General features: G+C 73.1%; 15 protein-coding genes. 12 read left to right on the plus strand and 3 right to left on the minus strand.

What is annotated here, in order from left to right; translation table 11 throughout:
* Window positions 1-115 precede the first annotated feature (115 nt).
* From ABD784_RS04815 to ABD784_RS04830, 4 genes are all read left to right on the plus strand, one after another.
* Entirely contained in the window at window positions 116-1,459 is a 1,344-nt protein-coding gene (locus ABD784_RS04815) for a PspC domain-containing protein (protein WP_344880673.1), read from the plus strand.
* Entirely contained in the window at window positions 1,456-1,932 is a 477-nt protein-coding gene (locus ABD784_RS04820; protein ID WP_344880676.1) for a hypothetical protein, read from the plus strand. The genes ABD784_RS04815 and ABD784_RS04820 overlap by 4 nt, the downstream gene beginning before the upstream one ends.
* Window positions 1,933-1,936: 4 nt before the next feature.
* Window positions 1,937-2,182, plus strand: coding sequence for a PspC domain-containing protein (locus ABD784_RS04825; protein WP_344880679.1), 246 nt, complete (start codon window positions 1,937-1,939; stop codon window positions 2,180-2,182).
* A 181-nt stretch (window positions 2,183-2,363) separates the two neighbouring features.
* Entirely contained in the window at window positions 2,364-3,392 is a 1,029-nt protein-coding gene (locus tag ABD784_RS04830) for a 6-phosphofructokinase (protein WP_344880682.1), read from the plus strand.
* 114 nt (window positions 3,393-3,506) lie between these two features.
* On the opposite strand, the gene ygfZ is transcribed toward ABD784_RS04830, so the two are convergent.
* The 3 genes from ygfZ to ABD784_RS04845 form a co-directional block, all read right to left on the minus strand.
* A complete protein-coding gene (gene ygfZ / locus ABD784_RS04835) occupies window positions 3,507-4,640 on the minus strand; it encodes a CAF17-like 4Fe-4S cluster assembly/insertion protein YgfZ (RefSeq protein WP_459127258.1) in 1,134 nt (377 codons plus the stop codon).
* Entirely contained in the window at window positions 4,640-5,236 is a 597-nt protein-coding gene (locus tag ABD784_RS04840) for a heme-binding beta-barrel domain-containing protein (protein WP_344880685.1), read from the minus strand. The genes ygfZ and ABD784_RS04840 overlap by 1 nt, the downstream gene beginning before the upstream one ends.
* 182 nt (window positions 5,237-5,418) lie before the next feature.
* Complete coding sequence (locus ABD784_RS04845) at window positions 5,419-6,069, minus strand: hypothetical protein (RefSeq protein ID WP_344880688.1); 651 nt, start codon at window positions 6,067-6,069, stop codon at window positions 5,419-5,421.
* 219 nt (window positions 6,070-6,288) lie between these two features.
* Here ABD784_RS04845 and ABD784_RS04850 point away from each other — a divergent pair, with 219 nt between their 5' ends.
* From ABD784_RS04850 to ABD784_RS04885, 8 genes are all read left to right on the plus strand, one after another.
* Entirely contained in the window at window positions 6,289-6,993 is a 705-nt protein-coding gene (locus ABD784_RS04850) for a winged helix-turn-helix transcriptional regulator (protein WP_344880691.1), read from the plus strand.
* Between the two features lie 33 nt (window positions 6,994-7,026).
* A complete protein-coding gene (gene mshD / locus ABD784_RS04855) occupies window positions 7,027-8,028 on the plus strand; it encodes a mycothiol synthase (protein ID WP_344880694.1) in 1,002 nt (333 codons plus the stop codon).
* A 112-nt stretch (window positions 8,029-8,140) separates the two neighbouring features.
* Window positions 8,141-10,348, plus strand: coding sequence for an RNA degradosome polyphosphate kinase (locus ABD784_RS04860; RefSeq protein WP_344880697.1), 2,208 nt, complete (start codon window positions 8,141-8,143; stop codon window positions 10,346-10,348).
* Window positions 10,349-10,356: 8 nt separating this feature from the next.
* Window positions 10,357-11,304: an NUDIX hydrolase gene (locus ABD784_RS04865; protein WP_344880700.1), complete on the plus strand. Its 948-nt coding sequence runs from the start codon at window positions 10,357-10,359 to the stop codon at window positions 11,302-11,304.
* Window positions 11,305-11,456: 152 nt separating this feature from the next.
* Complete coding sequence (locus ABD784_RS04870; protein ID WP_344880703.1) at window positions 11,457-11,765, plus strand: GNAT family N-acetyltransferase; 309 nt, start codon at window positions 11,457-11,459, stop codon at window positions 11,763-11,765.
* Between the two features lie 142 nt (window positions 11,766-11,907).
* Entirely contained in the window at window positions 11,908-13,566 is a 1,659-nt protein-coding gene (locus ABD784_RS04875; protein WP_344880707.1) for a hypothetical protein, read from the plus strand.
* Window positions 13,563-13,943, plus strand: a complete 381-nt coding sequence (locus tag ABD784_RS04880) for a GntR family transcriptional regulator (RefSeq protein ID WP_344880710.1) — start codon at window positions 13,563-13,565, stop codon at window positions 13,941-13,943. The genes ABD784_RS04875 and ABD784_RS04880 overlap by 4 nt, the downstream gene beginning before the upstream one ends.
* The gene (locus tag ABD784_RS04885; RefSeq protein WP_344880713.1) at window positions 13,940-14,482 is read left to right on the plus strand and encodes a DUF1648 domain-containing protein; all 543 of its coding nucleotides are present in this window, start codon (window positions 13,940-13,942) and stop codon (window positions 14,480-14,482) included. The genes ABD784_RS04880 and ABD784_RS04885 overlap by 4 nt, the downstream gene beginning before the upstream one ends.
* Window positions 14,483-14,519: the final 37 nt, after the last annotated feature.

The following is a 14,519-nucleotide window of genomic DNA, read 5'->3' on the forward strand; positions in this document are numbered from 1 at the left end:
AGCACGCGGACCCTCCCGCCAGGGGCCGATCCCGGGGTACCCCGGGGCGGGTTCAGGGTCCGTTCAGGGCCTCCCCTCATGGTGCGGCACGGCGGCAAGGAGAAGGATGGATGCCATGAACCCCATGCCTGAGAACTCCTTCTTCCGCTGGCTGCGGTCGCTGGGCGTCGCCCGCAGCTCCGACCGATGGATCGGCGGCGTCGCGGGCGGCCTCGCCGACCGGACCGGCCTCGACCCGATCCTCGTCCGCGGCCTCACCGCCCTGGTGGTCATCTTCACCGGCTTCGGGCTGCTCCTCTACGGTGCGGCGTGGGCCCTGCTGCCCGGCCCGGACGGGCGGATCCACGCCCAGGAGGTGGCCCGCGGCAACTGGACCACCGGTTTCACCGGCGCCCTCGTCGTCTCGCTCATCGGCCTCTTCGGCTGGTTCCGCCCCTGGCACGCGTTCGACGGCGGGTTCGACGGCGGCGACGTGGTCCTGCTCCTCATCGTCGGTCTGGTGGTCTGGTTCCTCATCGCCCGGTCCCGCAAGAACGACGGCAGCCCCACCGCCACGGACCACGGCGCCGAGGGACGCGCAGAGGGACACGCGGAGGGACGGGCCGCGTCCGCCGCAGCCGAGGCCTCCGCGAGGGGCGCCGCCCCGGCGTCCTTCGCCGCGGCCGGTGCCGCAGCGGACCGGCCGGGCACGGACGGTGGCGCCACGGCGTCGTCCACGGCACCGCCCCGCCCGCCGAAGCCTCCGCGGCCGCTGAAGCCGATGTACCGTCCCCTCGGCACCGGAGGCACGCTGATCTGGCTGGGCCTGGCCGTCCTGGCCGGCGGGGCCGTGTTCCTGCTCGACGTCCTGAACCTGGGCGTCCTGCCCGAGGGCGCGGCGGCGCTGGCGATCGCCCTGGCCGTAGCCCTGGCCGTCCTGGCCCTGGGCGTGGTCACCAGCGCGCTCTCCCAGCGCAGCGGCGGCGCCCTGACCGGCTGGACGGTGCTGACGCTCATCGCCGCGCTGCTCTTCGGCGGGCTGGCCAGCCTCCGCGACCACGGCGCGGACCGGTGGGGGCAGGACTGGAACCAGCCGTTCTCCATCGACTCCGGGACCGGGGAGCGCGGATACGTGTTCTCCGACCACACGCTGGACATGACCGGCTACGCGGGCTCGCTCACGGAGGACGTGACCGTGCCGCTCTCGCTGGCCTTCAGCGACACCACCATCCGCGTCCCGGACAGCATCCCGGTGTACCTGGACGCCAACAGCGCCTTCGCCGAGCTGACCATCAACCGCAGCGGCGCCGGCTCCGATGCCGACGAGCGGACGCAGGAGTTCGAGGGGATCAGCGGCCCGAAGGGCGTGCTCGTCACCGACACGACCGAGGGACCCGCCCTGCGCCTGGTGCTCAACGGCGCCTTCAACGACGTCACCATCGACGTGGTGGAGACGAAGACCGAGGAGGTCACCCAGTGAACAACCCCGACATCCCCGACCACGGCCGCCGCCCCGAGGCCGCCGACGAGCAACGCACGGCCGAGGAGTACGCCGCCGACGAGCAGCCGACCCGGCCGATCCACGACGAGCAGCCCGCCCGGCCCCTCCAGGGCGAGCGGCCCACCCCCGAGGGAACCGTGGGAGCGGACCCGGCCTGGTCCCCGCCCGCACCCCCGGTCCCGGCCCAGCGGCCGATCAAGCGCGGGATCCCCCTGGGGACGCTCGTGTTCGGCCTCGCGTCGCTCGTCGTCGCGGTCGCGCTCCTGGCGAACGCCTTCCTGGACATCGCCGTGAACCCGGCCATCGTCGTGGTCCTCATCCTGCTCGGCGCCGGTGCCATCATGGTCATCGGCGGCATCGCCGCCACCCGGCGGCGCAGGGACGCCGAGGATCACCGCCCCGGCTCCGACCCCTACAACGCTGACACCACCGACCCCCATGTGAGAGGCTGACGCCATGGACAAGTTCTTCGACACGCTCCGCTCGATCAAGTTCCGCCGCAGCCGGCGCCGCGTGGTCGCGGGCATCGCCGGCGGCATCGCCGACAGCACCGGCTGGGACGTCACGCTCGTCCGCATCGGCGTCCTGCTGTCTTTCCTCCTGCCGGTGGTCGGCATCGGCCTCTACGTGGTCGCCTGGCTGCTGATCCCCTACGAGGACGGCACGATCGCCCTCGAGAAGCTCGTCGGCAGCGCGCGCTGACCGGCGGCAGCCCCTCCCCGACCGAGCGTCGGCCCATCCCGACCAGGCGTCACCCCGACGGCCACCACAGCCCAGGCTGTGGTGGCCGTCTCCTTTGTTGCTAGCATCTATGTCAGCCCAGCGTCGTGCTCAACAGTCAGTTCGGCATCTGCCGACCACAGCGAGACAGGAAGCAGAACGCATGCGCATCGGCATTCTGACCAGCGGCGGTGATTGCCCCGGCCTCAACGCCGTCATCCGCGGCGCCGTCCTCAACGGCATCAAGACCTACGGACACGAGTTCGTGGGCCTGCGCGACGGCTGGCGCGGCCTCGTGGAGGGCGACGTCATGGAGCTGCCCCGCGCGGAGGTCCGCGGCATCTCCAAGCAGGGCGGCACCATCATCGGCACCTCCCGCACCAACCCCTTCGAGGGCGAGCGCGGCGGCCCGGAGAACATCTCCCGCACCATGGCCGAGCTCGGGATCGACGCCGTCATCGCGATCGGCGGCGAGGGCACCCTCGCGGCCGCGAAGCGACTCACGGATGCCGGCCTCAACATCGTCGGCGTCCCGAAGACCATCGACAACGACCTGGACGCGACCGACTACACGTTCGGCTTCGACACCGCCGTGTCCATCGCCACCGAGGCCATGGATCGGCTCCGCACCACGGGCGAGTCCCACCACCGCTGCATGGTTGCCGAGGTGATGGGCCGCAACGTCGGCTGGATCGCCCTGCACTCCGGCATGGCCGCGGGCGCGCACGCGATCCTCATCCCCGAGCAGTCCGTCACCATGGAGCAGGTCAACGAGTGGGTCGGCCAGGCCGCCGAGCGCGGCCGCGCGCCCCTGGTGGTCGTCGCCGAGGGCTGGATCCCCGACGGCGCCGAGGAGGCGTTCTCGACCCGCGGGCTCGACTCGTTCGGTCGGCCCCGGCTCGGCGGAGTCGGCGAGCAGCTCGCCGAGTCCATCGAGGCCGCGACCGGCATCGAGTCGCGCGCGACGGTGCTCGGGCACATCCAGCGCGGCGGCGTCCCGACCGCGTTCGACCGCACCCTGGCGACCCGGCTGGGCATGGCGGCGGTGGACGCGGTGTCCGACGAGGCATGGGGGATGATGGTCTCCCTGCGGGGGACCTCGGTCATCCGCGTGCCGTTCCAGGCCGCCCTGAACAACCTCAAGCGCGTCCCGCCGAAGCGCTACGAGGAGGCCGCGATCCTCTTCGGCTAGCGCGCGACCGCCCGGGGACGGGCCGAGGGAACGCAGAGGCGGCCCGGACCGATCGGTCCGGGCCGCCTCGGCGTTCCGTGCGCGGTGCTCCGCCGGGGCCGCGGCGCCGGCGGGTCAGCGGGGTCCGCGGAGGAATCCGCTCTGCCGGCCCACGGTCTTGCCCGCGTCCGGCGAGACGATCACGTGCTGTGCGGCGGCGAGCCGGTCCTCGCCCACCACGATGGACAGGGTCGCCTCGGGGTCGACCGTGCGCTTCACCAGGGCGAGGGCGATCGGCCCGGCCTCGTGGTGCAGCGCCGCCGAGGTCACGCGGCCGACGCTGCGCTCGCCACGGCCCGGATCGTCGAAGAGCACGTCAGCGCCGGGCTCGGGCAGCGTGTGGTGGCTGCCGTCCAGGTCGAGGAACACGAGCCGGCGCGGCGGGTGGCCCAGGTTGTGGACGCGCGCGATGGTCTCCTGGCCCTTGTAGCAGCCCTTCTCCAGGTGCACCGCGGTGCGGAGCAGGTCCAGCTCGTGCGGGATGGTCTTCTCGTCCGTGTCCAGCCCGTGGCGGGGCCGCCAGGCCGCGATGCGCAGGGCCTCGACGGCCAGCGTGCCGGCCAGCTGCCGGTCCGCGACGGCTTCCTCCAACTGCGCCCGGGGCACCAGGTACTCGATCCAGGTGCGCTCGGCGCCCGGGTGCTCGGCGACGGAGTAGGCGACTCCGCCGGCCTGCACGTGGGGCCATGGATCGGTCCACGCGAGCCGGTCCGCGAGGGGCTCGATCGGCGCCGTCGCCCCCAGCACGGCCCAGTCGGCGGTCGCGTCCGCGACCTCGACGCGCAGCATGAAGCGCATGGAGTCCAGCCACGCGGCCAGCGGCGCCGCCTCGAAGGCCTCGACGATCAGCCAGGTGGTCCCGCCGTCGTCGACGACACGGCAGTCGAACTCGATGCGGCCCTGGACGGTGAGGAAGAGGGCCTCCGTGGAGACGCCCGGGCGCAGGTTCAGCAGGTGCTGCGACGAAAGGGAGTTCAGCCAGTTCAGCCGGTCCGGGCCGGTCACGGTGACGACGCCGCGGTGGGAGAGGTCCGCCACGGCCTGGCCGCGCTCCAGACGCCGCTGTTCCTGGAGCGGCTCTCCGTAGTGGGCGGCCACGCCGGCGTCCAGACCGGTGCCGGCCACCGCGCCGGGGCGGGCCAGGAGCGGGGAGGAGTAGGCGGGGCCGAGCGGCTGCCCGTCGGCCGGGGTCGCGGTTTCGCCGGCCACTACTGCTGCTTCTTCAGGACGGCGGAGGCGTGGGCTGCGAGGTCCTCGCCGGTGCGCTGGGAGTCCCAGCGCCAGAAGAGCTCGCCGTTGACGAGCCCGTAGAGGCGGGTGGCGCGGACGTAGTCCTTGGAGCCGTCCGCCCGCATGACCTCGTCCGTCTCCAGCTGCACGCGGGGCCCGTCGATGGTGCCGTAGTACATCTCCGAGATGCCGCCCGGGTGGACGATGTTCGCCTGGATCGGGAACCCGCCCTCGCCGCGCAGCTGCTCGACGTCCTCCGCGTTGCGCAGCGCCGGGACCACGTCCGCGGGCACCATGCCGGGTCCGACGTCGGCGTCGACCTGGCCGCGGCGCAGCTGCCAGAAGCCCTGCTCGACGGCGAGCGGGCGGAGCACGTTGCCGTCCTCGTCCACGAGCCAGCTCTCGGCCCGGTACTGGACGAACGGCTGCCCGTTCTCCGTGAACTCGACGCGCTGGAAGAAGTACTCGTCGTCCACGGCGCCCTCGCCGAGGCGGCCGGTCCCCTCCCAGGTGCCGAGCAGCCAGAAGAGCGGGACGAGCTCCGGAGTGAGGTTCGTGGGGATCTCGATCGGCATAGAGCTAGGGCTCCTGCTCTACTTCTGGCCCTTGAAGAGGCGCGAGATGACCAGGCCGGCGACGCCGGCCATGCCGAGCCCGGCGACGACCAGCAGGCTGATGAAGAAGATTTCCAGTGCCAGGTAGTTTTCCATGGCCCCCATACTAGTTCCCGCGGGCGCGTGCGGCTAAGCGCGCGGCGTCACGCCGAGAGCAGGCGCTGGACGAAGTAGGCGGCGCTCCCCGCGGCCAGCAGCGGGCCGATCCCGAGGGCCGCGACGGCCCAGACGCCCATGCGCGGGATCCGCTGCGCCAGGACCCAGAGGACGCCGAGCGTCGCGAGCGCCACCGCCCCCGCGGCCACGGGGACCGTCAGCGGGCTGCCGGCGAGCGCCGACGTCGTGACGACGCCGACCCAGCCGGAGCCGAGGGCGACCACGACGACGCCGAGCAGCGACGCGAGTGTGGCCTCCAGCCGCTGGCTGGTGCCGGTGCCGCGGACGAGCTGGGTGACGAACGTCGCGAGGACGCCCACGCCGATCGCGGCGGGGAGCCACTGCATGGGGTTCGGCAGCGGGGTCCAGAGGGCGGCGAGCGCCGAGGCGAAGCCGACCAGGAGCAGGAGCCAGGTGACGTGCCAGGGGCCGGGGAGCCCGAGCAGGCGGGGCCACCCGTAGGCGAAGGCGGCGACCAGGAGCCCGACGATCCCGGCCATCGGCACGGCGGCGAGGGCCTCGGTCGACGCATCGGCGCCGAGGGCGGCGGCGAACAGCCCGCCGCTGATCAGGGCGCCGGCTCCGACGACGGCAGTCGGCGCGACGATCGCGGTGGCGGCCGGGCTTCGAGTACTCACGGATTCCATCCTGCCCTACCCACGCCGCCGGGGGCGACAGCGCGCTCCCGGCGCGAGGCGGGCGCTCCGCCGGGGCCGCCGCGACCGGTCCCGTGTAACAGGGGCGTGACATACGCAATCTGCCGGAAACGGGCCCGCTCCTATACTGGAACGAATCCGGCCCACCGGCGTGTTCGGTCACCCCGACGCACGGTCCCACGGCACAGAGGAGAACCGGAAATGGCGAGCATCCTGCTCCTGACGAACACCAGGGACGCGCCCTCGGGCGTCCTCCCGGCCCTCGAGCTCCTCGCCCACGAGATCCGCGTCCTCCCCGCCTCGGCGACGGCCCTGCTCGACGCGGACCGCGCCGACGTCGTGATGGTGGACGCCCGGCGCGACCTGTCCGGCTCCCGCTCCCTGTGCCAGATGCTCCACACCACCGGGACGTCCGTGCCGGTCATCCTCGTCCTGACGGAGGGCGGCATGGCGGCCGTCTCGAGCGTGTGGAGGGCGGACGACGTGGTGCTCGAGTCGGCCGGTCCGGCGGAGGTGGAGGCCCGGCTGCGGCTGGCCTCCACGCGGACGCAGGCCCCGGCGGAGGACGAGCCGACCGAGATCCGGGCCGCGGGCGTGGTGATCGACGAGGCCAGCTACACGGCCAAGGTCCACGGCAAGCCGCTGAACCTGACCTACAAGGAATTCGAGCTGCTCAAGTACCTGGCGCAGCACCCGGGCCGCGTGTTCACGCGCGACCAGCTGCTCCACGAGGTCTGGGGCTACGACTACTACGGCGGCACGCGCACGGTGGACGTGCACATCCGCCGCCTGCGCGCCAAGCTCGGCGCGGACCACGAGCAGCTCATCGGGACCGTGCGCAACGTGGGCTACCGGTTCACCGCGCCGCGCCAGCCGGTCGAGTCGGAAACCGCCGCCGAGGCGTAGCCCGTCGGGCGGCTCGCGGGCTAAGTTGGAGCCATGAGCGACGCCGACACCACCGCGACGACCGACTGGACGATCCGCACCCGCACGTCCGCCCCCACCGCCGAGCAGCTGGAAGCGATCGAGGCGCTCGCCGCGGGCGCCGCCGCAGCCGACGGCAATCCCCCGCTCTCCGAGCAGACCCTGGTGGAGCTGCGCACGGGCAGCGCCGACCTGTTCGTGGCGCTGGCCTACCTCGCCGAGTCCCCCGCGGCCGGCGCACCGTCCCCGGTCTCGCTGGACGGGGCCGACCTGGTGGGCGTGGCGGTCGCCGTCCTGCCGAAGCCGACCGCGGACGGCCCGGGCGTCCTGGAGCTCGTGGTGCACCCCCGCTTCCGCTGCGACGGCATCGGCGGCGCGCTCGCCGACGTCGTCGCCGCGCAGACCGACGTGCAGCTGCTGCGTGCCTGGTCCCACGGCCAGCACGACGGTGCGGCGCGCCTGGCCGAGCGCCACGGGTTCGAGCCCGTCCGCGAGCTGTGGAGGATGCGCCTCAGCGGCCACACCGCGCTGGACCAGCCGGAGCTGCCCGCCGGCGTCCGGCTGCGCACGTTCGTGCCGGGCCACGACGACCAGAAGTGGCTCAGCGCCAACGCCGAGGCGTTCGCCCACCACCCGGAGCAGGGCGGGCTGACGCTGACGGACCTCAAGGCCCGGATGGCGGAGGACTGGTTCGACCCGGCCGGCTTCTTCCTGGCCGTCGACGACGAGGACAACGTGCTCGGCTACCACTGGACGAAGGTCCACCCGGCCGCCACCGACGAGACCGGCGAGCACGCCGCGATCGGCGAGGTCTACGTGGTCGGGGTCCTCCCCGGCGCGCAGGGCGGCGGCCTGGGCCGGGCCCTGACCGTGGCCGGCGTGAACTACCTGCTCGGCCGCGACGTGCACGGGGTCATGCTCTACGTGGACGCCGACAACACGGCGGCCGTCAAGCTCTACGAGCGGCTCGGGTTCACCCGCTGGGACGTCGACGTGATGTTCGGCCCGCGCGCCTGACCCCTCCGCTCCGCGGGTGCGGCCGGTTCGCCGGTAATGTTGTCGGTGAACTGCGACGATGCCGGTCCCGCTCTGCACCCGCAGCCGTCCGGGGCCCGGGAGGGAACGTGCCATGAACACCGTCAAGACGCATACCTTCGGCGACCGGGACATGCCGGCCGCGAGGGCCACACAGGACCGCATCGAGCTGCCCGAGTTCGAGCCGACGCTCGGCCCCGAGGGCGACTTCACCAGCGAGCGCCGCTTCCTGGACCGCGAGCTCAGCTGGCTGGACTTCAACGCCCGCGTCCTCGAGCTCGCCGAGGACGACGACCTGTACCTGCTGGAGCGGGTCAGCTTCCTCTCGATCTTCGCGTCCAACCTCGACGAGTTCTTCATGGTCCGCGTCGCCGGCCTCAAGCGCCGCATCGCGACCGGCCTGGCGGTGCCCTCCGCCGCCGGCGTCAGCCCCAGCGTCCAGCTGGAGCAGATCCTGGACGGCGCCCGCCGGCTCCAGGAGCGGCACGCAGCCGTCTTCGCGGACAGGATCCGCCCCGCGCTGGAGCAGGAGAACATCCACCTGGTCTCGTGGGCGGCCCTCGACGAGGAGGAGCAGGACAGCCTCCACCAGTGGTTCGTGGACCAGGTCTTCCCGGTCCTCACGCCGCTCGCCGTGGACCCGGCGCATCCCTTCCCGTACATCTCCGGGCTGTCGCTGAACCTCGCGGTGATCGTGCGCAACCCCACCAGCGGCAAGGAGCTCTTCGCCCGCGTGAAGGTGCCGGACACGCTGCCGCGGCTGGTCTCCGTGGACGGCCGCCACCCGGGGAAGAACCCGGGCAGCCGCGCCCGCTTCATCCCGCTCGAGGACGTCATCTCCCACCAGCTCGAGCACCTCTTCCCCGGCATGGAGGTGGTGGAGCACCACACGTTCCGCGTCACCCGCAACGAGGACCTGGAGGTGGAGGAGGACGACGCCGAGAACCTCCTGCAGGCGCTCGAGAAGGAGCTGCTGCGCCGCCGCTTCGGCCCTCCGGTGCGGCTCGAGGTCGGCAGCGACATCAACCCGGCCGTCCTGGACCTGCTGGTCCGCGAGCTCGGGGTGGAGCGGGACGAGGTGTTCGAGCTGCCCGCCCCGCTGGACCTGCGCGGCCTCGGCGTGATCGCGAAGGTCGACCGCGCCGACCTGCACTACCCGCGCCAGCTCGCGCAGACCTCCCGCTACCTGAACGAGTCGGAGACGTCCAAGGCGGCCAACGTGTTCGCGGCGATGCGCCGGCGCGACATCCTGCTGCACCACCCGTACGACTCGTTCTCCACCTCCGTGCAGGCGTTCCTGGAGCAGGCCGCCGCCGACCCGCAGGTCCAGGCCATCAAGCAGACCCTGTACCGCACGTCCGGCGACTCGCCGATCGTCGACGCCCTGATCGACGCCGCCGAGGCCGGCAAGCAGGTCCTGGCCCTGGTGGAGATCAAGGCCCGGTTCGACGAGCAGGCCAACATCTCCTGGGCCCGGAAGCTGGAGCAGGCCGGCGTGCACGTGGTCTACGGGATCGTGGGCCTGAAGACGCACAGCAAGCTCTCCCTGGTGGTCCGGCGCGAGGGCGAGCGGATGCGCCGCTACTGCCACATCGGCACCGGCAACTACCACCCGAGCACCGCCCGGTACTACGAGGACTTCGGCCTCCTCACCTGCGACGACCAGGTCGGCGACGACGTCTCGCGGCTGTTCAACCAGCTCTCCGGCTACGCGCCGCGGTCGACGTACAAGCGCCTCCTCGTCGCGCCCCGCTCGCTGCGCTCGGGCCTGATCGACCGGATCGAGCAGGAGATCGCCAACAAGAAGGCGGGCCTCCAGGCCCGGGTGGTGATCAAGGTCAACTCGATGGTCGACGAGGCGATCATCGACGCCCTCTACCGCGCCTCCCAGGCCGGCGTGAGCGTCGACATCGTGGTCCGCGGCATCTGCGCGCTGCGCCCCGGCGTGCCGGGCCTGAGCGAGAACATCCGCGTCCGCTCGGTGCTGGGCCGGTTCCTGGAGCACTCGCGGGTCTTCATGTTCTGCAACGGCGGCGACGAGGTGGTCTACATCGGCTCGGCCGACATGATGCACCGCAACCTGGACCGCCGCGTGGAGGCCCTGGTCCGGCTCTCCAACCGCGAGTCGCTCGCCGAGCTCAGCCGCATCATGGACCGGTACCTGGACGACGCGACCTCGAGCTGGCACCTGGGCGCCGACGGCAAGTGGACGCGCCACCACCGGGACGCCGAGGGCCGCCCCCTGATCGACGTCCAGACCTGGCTGCTGGAGTCCCGCAAGCGCGGAACGGTGCGCCGCTAGTGGTGGCGATGTGCCGCTCGTCCGACGTCCCGGGCACGGTGGAGTCCCCCGCCGTTGTGGCCGCCGGCGTCCTGCCCTGGCGGCTGCGCGACGACGAGCTGCAGCTGCTCATGATCCACCGGGAGCGCTACGACGACTGGTCGTGGCCCAAGGGCAAGCGCGACCCGGGCGAGACGCTGCCCGAGTGCGCGGTCCGGGAGACCCGCGAGGAGGTCGGCCTCGACGTCGCGCTGGGCGTGCCGCTGCCCGCCATCCGGTACGACGTGAAGTCGGGCCCCAAGGTGGTCTACTACTGGGCGGCCGAGGTATCGGCCGCGCCCGTGCCCGACGGCGACGAGGTGGACCGCTGCGAGTGGGTCTCCGCCCGGAAGGCGCGCAAGTGGCTCACCAACACCAGCGACATCGAGCCGCTCGACGCGCTCGTCGCCGCGCACGAGGCGGGCACCCTCGCGACGACGCCCTACGTGGTGGTACGCCATGCGAAGGCCAAGCCGCGGTCCTCCTGGACCAAGGCGGAGGGCGAGCGGCCGCTCGCGGCGACCGGGCAGCGGCAGGCCTGGGCCGTGTGCCGGCTCCTGCGCTGCTGGGGCGCCCTGAAGCTGGCCTCCAGCCCGTGGAAGCGCTGCGTGCAGACCATGTCGCCGCTGGTCCACGCCCAGGACGGCAAGCTCAAGCTGCTGAAGAACATCACCGAGGCCGAGGCGGGCCGGCGCCCGCACAAGGCGACGCAGTCGTTCGAGAAGCTGCTGGACAAGCGGGTCCCCGCGGCCGTCTGCACGCACCGGCCGGTGCTGCCGATCGCGATCGAGCTGCTGCGGCAGCGGAGCACGGCGCAGGTCGCCGCGTGCCTGCCCGAGTCCGACCCGTACCTCCGTCCGGGTGCGGCGATCGTCGCCCAGCAGGCGCGCAACGGGAGGATCGTCTCGATCGAGGTCGTGGAGTCCTACGACGACTGACCGGCTGCGGCGGGCGCTCCAGGCCGTGCCCGGCTGCTCCCGCACCGGGCGCCGGTCGGTGCTCCCGCCCGCGGGGGCTCGGCGCTAGGCTGAGCGCAGGGGGCATGGCCCGCGCCACGCCCTCCCGGCAGGACGAACGCCCAGGAGGAACGATGACCGCAGCGCCCGAGAAGATCGTGCACCATGGACTCCGGCTGGACCACGATCCCGGCCGCCAGCGCTACAGCCTGTGGCACGGGGCCACCTACGTGGGGTTCCTCGGCTACGAGTTGAACGACGGCGTCGCCACGCTCCAGCACACGATCATCAACGAGGCCTACGGCCGCCGCGGGTACGCCCGGGCGCTGGTGACGCTGGTGCTGGACCGGCTCCGCGGGGAGGGCGTGAAGATCGTCCCGGAGTGCTCCTACGTGCAGGACTACCTGACGCGCTACCCGGAGTACGAGGACCTCCTGGCCTGACCTGTCCTCTGCCCCGCCGTGCCGGAGTCGTCGACCCGGCTGCCTGACCCTCTGGCCTCCCTCTGTCCATTTGTCTCAACCACTTGATACATTGAGGCGGTCGGCGGCGTCCGCGCGGACAACCGTGCAGAGGGGGAGCACAGTGAATGAACTGATCCCGGCGTTCTCCAACGCCGCCCTGGAGATGGCCCTCGCGGCCCTCCTGCTCTACGGGTTCCTGCGCTTCGTCGCCTGGTCACCGGGTTCGCGGGCGGCCCTCCCGCAGATCCAGAGCCACGCGCTGTGGACGGCGGTGATCGCCTTCTTCGCCTCGAGCACCAACAGCCTGGCGGCCCTCGGCCGGCTGCCGGAGGAGGCCGGCCGCGTCCCCGCCTCCTGGGGCCAGCTCACCGCGGGTCAGACGGTCGAGCTCGCGGTCGACGCCGCAGGCCCGGCGTTCTGGCTCGGTGCCTGCTACGTGATCGGCCAGCACACCTGGCCGAAGCCCGCCGGCCCCGTCCGCCGCGCCACGCTCGAGGTGCGCCGCGTGCGCGACTACCCGCCGCGCGGCCTCGCCGCGCTCTTCGCCTGCTGCACGGCCTCAGCGGTGGCCGCCGCGGCCTCGATGCTCTGGATGCCGGGCCGCGCCGGAACGCCGGGGGCGGGCACCGTCGGCGACCTCACCGCGGAGGTCGGGATGCCCGGGCTGCTGCCCGGGAGCATCGTCGGGACGGCACTGCTCGGCGGGCTGGCACTCCTCGTGGGCGCGGTCGCGCTCGCCGCGCGCGTCATCGTGCGGCGGCCTCCCCTGTCCGCCCTCGAGGCCGACGACAGCCGCACCCTGCGCCGGATCTGGCTGAACCGCCTGCTGCGGACCGCCTCGCTCGTCGCGTTCGGGTTCACCGGGGCCGCACTCGCCTACCGCGGCGAGGCGGCGGCCGGCCCCGGCTCCCTCCTGCCGCTCGCCCTGCCCCAGCTCCAGACCGCCCACGGGATCGGCACGGCGGTGCTCGTCGCGGCTGTGCTCCTGTGGGCTCCACCGACCCTCCGCGCGGACCGTGACTCCGCGGAAGCGACGCAGGGTACGTTCCGCGCCGCGCAGTACCACCAGCACCTCGCCCTGTTCTTCGCGACGATCCTGGCCGTCGTGGGGTGGGTGGTCGCCGCTCCCCTCCGGCTGCCCCCGGAGGCCTACAGCGATCCCCTCCGTGACGAGCAGGGGCGCCCCGCCGGCCCGTTCCCCTTCGACGCCGCGGCGGTGGCGGCCCTGCAGGTCCTGATCGTCGCTGGTCTGTACCTCGCCTGCCTGCTGATCATGGAGTTCCTGCTCGCCCGCGCCCACGGCGACCCCCGCAGGACCCCGCCGGACCACAGCGCCCTGCTTCCCGGCTGGCTGCGCGCCCTCGCGCTCGCGCTGGTGGCGCTGACCGCGACCACCCTGGGCGTTGTGGGGCTCTCCCGGGGCGGGGCGACCCTGGGCCCCGCGCTCACGGCGGCCGCATGCCTGCTGGCCGTGGGCGCACTGGTTCTGGCACTCGCCTGGCTCGCGCGCGTGCGACGACCGCTGGGGCTGGCCTCGCCCCTGGACGACCGGGAGACCCGGATGGTCACCGTGCATCGCGCCGTCCGCGCCCTCGGGGCGGCGAGTCTCGCGCTGCTCGCCCAGCTGATCCGGCTGGACCAGCACACCTTCCCGTGGCTGGACGGGGCACTGGTGCCCAACCTCCTGCTCGGCGCCGCCGTCGTCCTCTGCTACCTGCCGGCAAGGATGCCCGGGAGCCCCGTCCCGCGCCCGGCCCTCGCGGAACGGTCCTCGGCGTGACCGTCTCCGTCACCATCGATCTGGAGGCGCCCACGCCGCCCTACGAGCAGATCCGCCAGCAGATCGCAGCGTCGATCATGCTCGGAGACCTGGGCCCGGGCGAGCGCCTCCCGACGGTGCGCGCCCTCGCCGCCGACCTCGGCGTCTCGACAGGCACCGTCAACCGTGCCTACCGGGAGCTCGAGTCCAAGGGACTGATCGCCAGCCGGCGCCGGGCGGGGACGGTCGTCAGCGGGTCCGTCGGCGCCGCACCCTCGGCGCCGGTACCGTCGTCCGCGGTGGATGCCGCGGTCGACGCGCTGGTGACCCTCGCCCGCGGCGAGCGGCTGCCGGACGATGCCCTCATCGCGCTGCTCAGCAGGAGGTTGAAGGCATGAGGCCGGACCCGCCCTTCCAGGAGGCGGCGCGGCCCTGGCTGCTCGCCGGGCTCGCGCCGGTGGCGCTTCTGGTCGTCGCCATGGTGCTCGCCTACCCGCTGCTGCCCGATCCGATGCCCACGCACTGGAACGGGGCGGGCGAACCGGATGCCTGGTCCGCGAAGTCGCCCTGGCAGTTCATCGCCTACCTCGGCCTGATCGCCGCTCTCACGGCGCTCCTGGTGGGTCTGGGCCGCGCGGATCCGCGCCGGGTCCCGGTCAACGGCGTGCGCGATCCCCGCGGCCTGGACGCGGCCGAGGCGGACGAGTACTACGCCGTCAAGGGCCGGTTCCTGCGGCTGGTGTGCTTCAAGTGCCTCTGCTGGACCAACTGGCTGCTCTGCCTGCTGCCCACGCTGCTGATCGCCACGGGGAGCGCCTGGTCGATGCTCGCGCTGGCGCTCGTGGTCCCCACCCTGGTGAGCGCCTTCCGGGACACCGGGCGGCTCAACGACTGGATCCGCCGGCGCTACCCGGAGCGCCCCGCGCCGCTGCGGTAGGCCCGCCGACCTGCTTGAGCTCCTCTAGACTGGGAGC

Source organism: Zhihengliuella alba, assembly GCF_039538765.1.
Taxonomy (GTDB): Bacteria; Actinomycetota; Actinomycetes; order Actinomycetales; family Micrococcaceae; genus Zhihengliuella; species Zhihengliuella alba.